This is a genomic window from Pelatocladus sp. BLCC-F211, assembly GCF_041928655.1.
Taxonomy (GTDB): Bacteria; Cyanobacteriota; Cyanobacteriia; order Cyanobacteriales; family Nostocaceae; genus Pelatocladus.
Genome location: NZ_JBHFLM010000019.1, coordinates 1 through 5,449 on the forward strand (window position 1 = coordinate 1; position 5,449 = coordinate 5,449).

Here is a 5,449-nt window from a genome sequence, read left to right on the forward strand (position 1 = left end):
AGGGTACAAGGTCAGAAATTGCATAGTCTGCGGTAGGGCATTCCGTGGACTTAAAACAAAGCTCATCGCCTCCGAAGCAATAGCTGGATTGGATGAGAAGCTTACACTGTATGCTTGCATCAGTGTAGGAGTATGTCACAATTCCTATAGGAACTTATACGATTTGGTACTAAACCTCGTCCATCTTGAAAAGAGGAGTTTTTCAAAAAGGACATTATGTAGGTTGGGTGGAACGGAGTGTAACCCAACATTAACCAGACTATAATGTTGGGTTTCGCTGTCGCTACACCCAACCTACAAAACTACAGTTAAGTTTTGAGATACTTCACATTCAATTGACATTAGGTAGCGATACACGTTACATCAAAGCTTATGGTTGTGTAAGTTTTTTTCAATGCAAAGTTTTTTAAACTTCAAGCTTCATCAGCATAAGGAGGGATGGACATGGATGCCAATTTGATAGTATCCAACATCCTGAATCCACCAGTCTTGTTTTTTTTCTTGGGGATGACTGCTGTTTTTGTCAAGTCTGATTTAGAAATTCCTGCACCCATACCCAAACTTTTTTCGCTTTATTTGTTGTTTGCGATTGGGTTTAAGGGAGGGGTTGAACTGATGAAAAGCGGCGTCACCCAGGAAGTAGTGCTGACGCTTTTCGCCGCAATGCTGATGGCTTGTGCTGTGCCGATTTATACGTTTTTTATTCTGAGGCTGAAACTGGATACTTACGATGCAGCTGCGATCGCAGCCACCTATGGCTCTATCAGTGCTGTCACCTTTATCACAGCCAGCGCCTTTTTGAGTGAACTAGGCATTGCTTTCGATGGCTACATGGTAGCAGCTTTGGCTCTGATGGAATCGCCAGCCATCATTGTTGGTTTGATTTTGGTGAATTTATTCACGACTGATGGTAAGCGGGATTTTTCTTGGCCGGAAGTTTTAAGAGACGCATTTCTCAACAGTTCCGTCTTTCTTTTAGTTGGTAGTCTGGTAATCGGATTCTTAACAGGAGAACACGGTTGGCAGGTTTTAGAACCCTTTACTCAGGGAATGTTTTATGGCGTTCTCACCTTCTTTTTACTAGATATGGGGTTGGTTGCAGCCAGAAGAATTAAAGACTTGCAAAAAACCGGAGTTTTTCTGATCTCATTTGCCATACTAATTCCCATCGTCAATGCAGTGATTGGGTTAGCGATCGCCAAAACAATTGGTATGGCTCAAGGAGACGCACTTTTATTTGCTGTGCTGTGTGCGAGTGCTTCTTACATAGCTGTCCCAGCAGCAATGCGATTAACCGTTCCAGAAGCAAATCCCAGTCTGTACGTTTCTACTGCTTTAGCAGTCACATTCCCGTTCAACATTATTGTGGGAATTCCGCTATATCTCTACGGAATTAACCTATTTTGGAGCTAATGTTATGCACTTAGTCAAAAAAATAGAAATTATTGCCAACTCTTTTGAACTGGCTAAAATTTTGGAGAGTTTGGACAAATCAGGTGTCCATGGTCACATTGTGATTCGTAATGTCGCTGGTAAGGGATTACGAGGAATGGCTGAAGATTTGGATATGACGATGCTTGACAATGTTTACATTATTGCTTTCTGTCTGCCAGAACAACTCAAGTCAGCAGTGGAACATATCAGACCAGTACTCAATAAATTTGGAGGAACCTGTTACATCTCAGATGTGATGGAAATCCGCTCATTAAAATGTGTTGCGTCGCTGTAAAAAACTGTACATGCAAGGAAGCGTTTCATGGAACGTCGTGACTTTTTAAAGTGGGGAGCGATTGGGGGATTTGGTTTGGTGGTAACTGCTGGTGATTTACTCTGGCAGATTGAACAAGTTCAAGCCGCCGAATTACCCCCAACTGCTCCTGTTTCTCTTGATCCAGATGCTGCACTGCAAAAGTTGATGGCGGGAAATCAGCGCTTTGTGAAGCATCAACCCCAATATCCCGATCAAACTCAGGCTCGGTTGCAGGAAGTTGCTCAAGCTCAACATCCATTTGCAACTATTTTAAGTTGTGCAGATTCGCGAGTCCCGGCCGAGATTATTTTTGATCAGGGTATCGGCGATATCTTTGATGTTCGCATTGCGGGAAATATTGCCATCCCGGAAGCGATCGGCAGTATTGAGTATGCGGTTGCTTTGTTAAATACTCCTTTGCTGATGGTGTTAGGTCATGAGCGATGTGGAGCAGTTACCGCCGCCGTCCAAAATGAAGTGTTACCTGGTGATATTAGCACCTTTGTCAAAGCAATTAAGCCAGTTGTGCAAAAGTTCAAAGAGCAATCAGGCGATATGGTTGACAAAGTTGTTGTTGCCAATGTGCATTATCAAATTGAACGGTTAAAGCGATCGCCCCTGTTATCTGAGCGCTTGCAATCTGGTAAATTAAAAATCGTGGGTGGTCGTTATGATTTAGATACCGGGAGTGTGGGGATTATTACTTAAAATGTGTTTGATACTCGTCGTTGAGTGTTTAATACTCGTGGTCGAGTGTTTGAACTCCGTTGACGCAGCAAACGCACGATCTTTGATATTATTGGTGGTGCGTTAGCCTGCGGCATAACGCACCCTACATTAGATTGTGGAATTAGTCATTTCAATCTTGAATCTAATCTAAGCAATAGATTTAGATGTTCAAATTGAAATGATCAAGATGATTAATAACTCTCGCCACTTCCAAAAATGGGTTTTGCATCCACTGGCGTTGGGTTTGATTGTAACAGGTGCGATCGCCTGTCAATCTCAATCTCCACTCAAAGCCAGTTCCTTACCAACAAGTTCTATTTCTAGTCAAAAAAGTTTCTCTCAAAATCAAGCCATTTACCGTAGCGATCGCTATGGCTTTCAGTTTAGCTATTCTCCCAAAGGTTTTGTTGTGGATGACAAAGCATACAAACCTACAAGCAATGATAATATACTTTCTGTAGTAGAAATCTGGACTCAGCAGCACGCCAAGGAAATTCGCTCCGGTGCATATGAAGGCGGAACGGAATACCCAGCCAATGTCAGTGTCAGAGTCGCTAGCAATCCACGCAAGTTGTCATTGCAGAAATGGGTAGAACAAAGTAATCAGTTTGGAATCACCCGCACCTTCAAAAATACAAAAATTGCAGGACGAAATGCGTTCGCTTTCCAATCTAGCGGTTTATACGAGAATGAAAACCTCGTTTTTTCTCATCCCAAAAACTCTAACATCATCATCATTTCATTTGGGAAGACTAACTACGGTAATCATGACGCTATCTACAAAAAAGCCTTTGACCAAGTACTGAGTTCTTTTAAATTTGTGGCTAGATAGAGATATATACTTAAGATATGATTACTTGGAAGCAGGCGATCGCATTTAAACTCAACCATATTTAAATAATTGAGTAGTTTTATACTTTAGGTAGATGACAAATTAATTGAATTTAAGTTGTCAAAGTATATACTCTCCTTATAATGCCTTTGATTCTAGAAGATAAGTGCTTTTATGAGGAGGTATCTTACTTTTAGTAGAGTGTAATTACTTAAATTACCATAATATAAAAAAATTAAATTATTTCAGAGAAACAGCCACCATCAACAGAGCATTTTGTCAAACACAAACAACTGTCTGCTTTCTGAAAAATGATTGTTTTTACCTTATTAATTACTCAGTGTGGTGATTCCAAAAATCGCAAGATTAGAACATTTTTAGCAAGAACAGGAAAGACAATTAGCTCATTTTCTTCGTAAACTAGGTGAGATAATTTACCTTTAGGTGGATTAGATATAAACTATAAAACAGTATATTTTTAATGGGTTGTTGCATAATTCACCCAAAGATAACAGTAATCTCTATATCACTTACCTAGTTCCAGTTTCACGCATCCTTAATTTGTTTTTAGTCTCTGCTAATCATGACATCCCCGCAGTCTGACACTAAAGTTGAAAATAATCCTCCACAGACAGAAAGCCAGCCACCTCGCAAACAAAGCCGGTGGCTTTGGTTATTGTTGGCTCTGGTAGCCTTGACAGGAGGAGGAATCACTGTTTGGCGTGTGTTTGCCTCAGAAAACCAAACACCTGCAAAAGCTAATGCAACGGCTCAACCCCCAGCAATACCAGTAAAAGTATCTGCCGTTGAATCAGGCACAATTGAAGAAAGTTCAGAATATATCGCTAATATCGAATCGCGTCGTTCAGTAGCTCTGCAACCAAGAATTCAAGGTCAAGTCAGTCAAATATTTGTCAGAGCAGGAGATCCAGTCAAAGATGGAGACCCGATTATTCAAGTAGACTCAAGAGAGCAACAAGCAGCGGTTAGTAGTGTTAATGCTGCTGCTCAAGCGGCGCGATCGCAAGTGGAAAACGCCAAAGCTACTCTGAGATCCTTGGAAGCAGACAGACAATCCTTTCTTGCCGATGTGAAATTAAACCAGGAAGATTACAACCGCTATGTCGATCTTGCCAACCAAGGAGCCGTATCTCAACAAACAAAAGAACAGTATGCAAATAGACTAGCTGTAGCAAGAGCTGCTTTCAGTGCAAATGAATCCAAAATTAAAGCCCAACAAGCCGCAGTCGTCGAAGCCGAAAAATCTTTACAGCAAGCTTTAGCTAACACTAACCAACAAAAAGTCCAACTCCAGTACTACAGAGTCACAGCTCCCTTTGCTGGGACTGTTGGTGATATCCCCGTAAAATCAGGTGATTTCGTCAACACGTCTACACAGCTAGCTACTATTACTCAAAATCGACCTTTAGAAATAAATGTATCTGTACCAATAGAACGTGCATCTCAACTGCGTAACGGAATGCTAGTAGAACTTATTAATCCTCAAGGTCAGACTATTGGTAGTAGTCGGGTATTTTTTATCTCTCCGAAAGCGAATAACGAAAATCGCATGATTCAGATCAAAGCACTGTATGACAATGAGAATAATAAACTCAGAGCAGATGAATATGTACGAGCAAGAGTGATCTTTAGTCAAAGCTCAGGAGTAGTTATCCCAACATCAGCCGTTGCTCGTATAGCTGGACAAAACTTTGTCTTTGTCGAGCAAAACCAAAGATCACCTCAAGGTAAACCCCAACTAGTAGCTAAACAAAAGCGTGTTGAGTTAGGCAATATCAAGGGTAATAACTATCAAGTATTGAAAGGATTACAACCAGGAGAAAGAATAATTGTTTCGGGACTACTCAACCTTAGAGATGGAGCTCCCATTAATCCAGAATCTCAATAAGAATTAGTCAATGGTCATTGGTCATTGGTTATTGGTCATTGGTCATTGGTCATCGGTGTTTATTTTCCCCCTTGTCCACGCCACGTGTTACAACGCTCTTGACCCGACGCCAGGTACTACAACGGGACGCCAGTCGCTACAACGGAGGAGCCACTGCGGTGGACGGGTTCCCCGGCATAAAGCAGGTGGCGTGGAACCTCCGCAACGCGCTGGCTCGGAAACCCCCGCA

At 41.6% G+C, this 5,449-nt stretch carries 5 protein-coding genes; all 5 read left to right on the forward strand.

The genetic code is table 11. The features are described 5' to 3' along the window. Positions 1-444 precede the first annotated feature (444 nt). The 5 genes from ACE1AT_RS01580 (at position 445) to ACE1AT_RS01600 (ending at position 5,220) form a co-directional block, all read left to right on the forward strand. Positions 445-1,413, forward strand: a complete 969-nt coding sequence (locus ACE1AT_RS01580; RefSeq protein WP_374865561.1) for a sodium-dependent bicarbonate transport family permease — start codon at positions 445-447, stop codon at positions 1,411-1,413. 4 nt (positions 1,414-1,417) lie between these two features. Continuing rightward, positions 1,418-1,729 carry a P-II family nitrogen regulator gene (locus ACE1AT_RS01585; protein WP_374865562.1) on the forward strand — a complete coding sequence of 104 codons (312 nt, stop codon included), beginning with the start codon at positions 1,418-1,420 and terminating at the stop codon, positions 1,727-1,729. A gap of 27 nt (positions 1,730-1,756) precedes the next feature. Further along, positions 1,757-2,458 carry a carbonic anhydrase gene (locus ACE1AT_RS01590; protein WP_374865563.1) on the forward strand — a complete coding sequence of 234 codons (702 nt, stop codon included), beginning with the start codon at positions 1,757-1,759 and terminating at the stop codon, positions 2,456-2,458. Positions 2,459-2,666: 208 nt separating this feature from the next. Next, complete coding sequence (locus ACE1AT_RS01595) at positions 2,667-3,311, forward strand: hypothetical protein (protein ID WP_374865564.1); 645 nt, start codon at positions 2,667-2,669, stop codon at positions 3,309-3,311. Positions 3,312-3,894: 583 nt separating this feature from the next. Further along, complete coding sequence (locus ACE1AT_RS01600; protein WP_374865565.1) at positions 3,895-5,220, forward strand: efflux RND transporter periplasmic adaptor subunit; 1,326 nt, start codon at positions 3,895-3,897, stop codon at positions 5,218-5,220. Positions 5,221-5,449 lie beyond the last annotated feature (229 nt).